Origin of the sequence: Vagococcus silagei, assembly GCF_004795745.1 — a bacterium.
GTDB lineage: Bacteria > Bacillota > Bacilli > Lactobacillales > Vagococcaceae > Vagococcus > Vagococcus silagei.
On the sequence record NZ_SDGV01000041.1, the window covers coordinates 1 to 2,158 of the forward strand.

Genomic DNA, 2,158 nt, shown 5'->3' on the forward strand with positions numbered 1-2,158 from the left:
AGTTTACCAAGAAAAATCATGCGCTACGCAACACCTTATGAATCATTCATTAATGAAATCAGCAAATTGAAACTGGACTTAACGCGATTTGATATTGAGCCTCTTAGCATGTGACGCCTTACCTGAGCCACCTGACCATCAAGATGTTCAGGTGAGGCAGAAGAGCCTATCACACGCTAACTCAATGTCAAATCGCACGATATATTTACTAGGAATTTTAAATAACGTTAGACATTTTACAGGTGGCTAACTTGTACTTGAAATTTTCGAATAAACTTTGGATTTAACTTTTCACTCGGAATGGATTGATCAATAAACGCCTTCTTTAATGCCTGTTCCAAAACATCCATCACAAATCACCCTCAAATTCAGACATCAATTTCTTAACCGTTGGCACATCAGCAGGTGCCCATTCCAGCTGATCCAACTGGGATGGATATAACCAACAATATTGCAAATGCTCCGTCAATTGTGGTTCACCATATTTCAAATGACAAATAAACGTTGTCAAATTAACAAATCCAAAATCATATTCATAACGACAAAAATCATACGCGTCTTCGACGATATCCACTGAAATTTTTAATTCCTCATCCAGTTCACGCGCTAAAGTAACCACTTTAGTCTCGTGTTCTTCAATTTTACCGCCAGGAAATTCCCATAAATTTGCTAACGCTCGCCCCGGACCTCTTTGACAACACAAAATCTTTTTATCTTTAATTGATGTTAGTATGAAATCTTGGACACGCTTTGGTAGAATAATACCTAAGAAGAAAAGGACGTGTCCAACATGACAAGAAAAAAATATAATACTGAATTTAAAAAAACAATTGTTGATTTTTACAACGCAGGTCAATCGGTTGAATCATTATCAAAAGAATACAACATTGGTTCAACTACGCTGTACAAATGGATCAAACTTTATACACCCAACGAAAAAACGGGGATTACTGAAGCAGAAGTCATTGCATTAAAAAAAGAAAACGCACAGTTGAAAGAAGATAACGATATTCTAAAAAAGGTTTTCACCATATTAGCGAAAGAATAAGTAAAACAAAAACTTTAGAAGTGATTCAAACATTAGCCAGTGAAATTAATGTTCGTCGTGCCTGCCAATTATTCGACTATCCTCGTTCAAGTTACTACGAAATAATGTCTAGACAGGAATCGAATCAAGCAAAGGAAAACAAGCGGTTAAAGATCATTATTTTTCAAATCTATTCTAAATCACATCGCCGATATGGGGCTCCAAAAATTTATCAAGAATTGTTAAAAAAAGGGATTAAAATCAGCCTAAAACGGGTTCAAAAATTAATGAGAGAATTAGATATACGTTCTATTACAGTCAAAAAGTGGCGACCATCATCAACAAATGAAGGCATCATTCAAGAACGAGAAAATCTATTAAAACAAGATTTTACAACATCTAATATCAATCAAAAATGGGTGACTGATATCACTTATATTGAGACGAAAACAGACGGATTCTGTTTTCTTTCTTCTATTCAAGACTTACATTCAAAAAAAATTATTGCCTGGTCATTTGAGAAAAGTATGACGACTGACTTAGTACTAGACACATTAAATAAAGCTATTAATAGCCAAAAAACAAATCAGAATTTAATCATACATTCTGATTTAGGCAGCCAATACACAAGTGATGCTTATCAGAATAACATTAAAAATATAGGTATCAATCATTCATTTAGCAGAAAAGGTTGTCCATATGATAATGCCGGAATTGAATCCTTTCATGCCTCATTAAAAAAAGAAGAAGTTTACCAAAAGAAATATCACGATTATTCAGACGCCAAAAGTCACTTGTTTCAATATATTGAAGGATTTTATAATTGCCATCGTATCCATAGCAGTATTTCTTATTTAACACCACAAGAAATGGAGAATTTGTCTAAACAAAGTGCTTAACTATCCATCACCTATCATTTTTTGCGAAAAAGTCATGGGATTTATTTGTCATTACTTCCTTTAACGGTCAAGCGGTTTTGGCTTGAGGGTTAAAGGAAATAATGACATACTCACCAATGACATTTTCACAAAAAATTCTACTAAAATGTGTCCAAGATATTGACTCAAATCCAAACCGTATACGGAACCGTACGTACGGTGGTGTGAGAGGGGCAATAAACCTAAAGGTTTA

General features: G+C 34.2%; 2 protein-coding genes. One reads left to right on the top strand and one right to left on the bottom strand.

Going from position 1 to position 2,158, the window contains the following annotated elements; translation table 11 throughout:
* Nucleotides 1–349: 349 nt before the first annotated feature.
* Complete coding sequence (locus ESZ54_RS12135) at nucleotides 350–733, bottom strand: (deoxy)nucleoside triphosphate pyrophosphohydrolase (protein ID WP_136137916.1); 384 nt, start codon at nucleotides 731–733, stop codon at nucleotides 350–352.
* 57 nt (nucleotides 734–790) lie between these two features.
* Between ESZ54_RS12135 and ESZ54_RS12140 the strand changes: the two genes are divergently transcribed.
* Nucleotides 791–1,926, top strand: a protein-coding gene (locus ESZ54_RS12140) for an IS3 family transposase (protein ID WP_136137915.1) whose coding sequence is annotated in 2 segments (ribosomal slippage) — nucleotides 791–1,013 and nucleotides 1,013–1,926 — 1,137 coding nt in all. Because the reading frame shifts where the segments join, the coding sequence is not laid out codon by codon here.
* The last annotated feature ends 232 nt before the right edge of the window (nucleotides 1,927–2,158 follow it).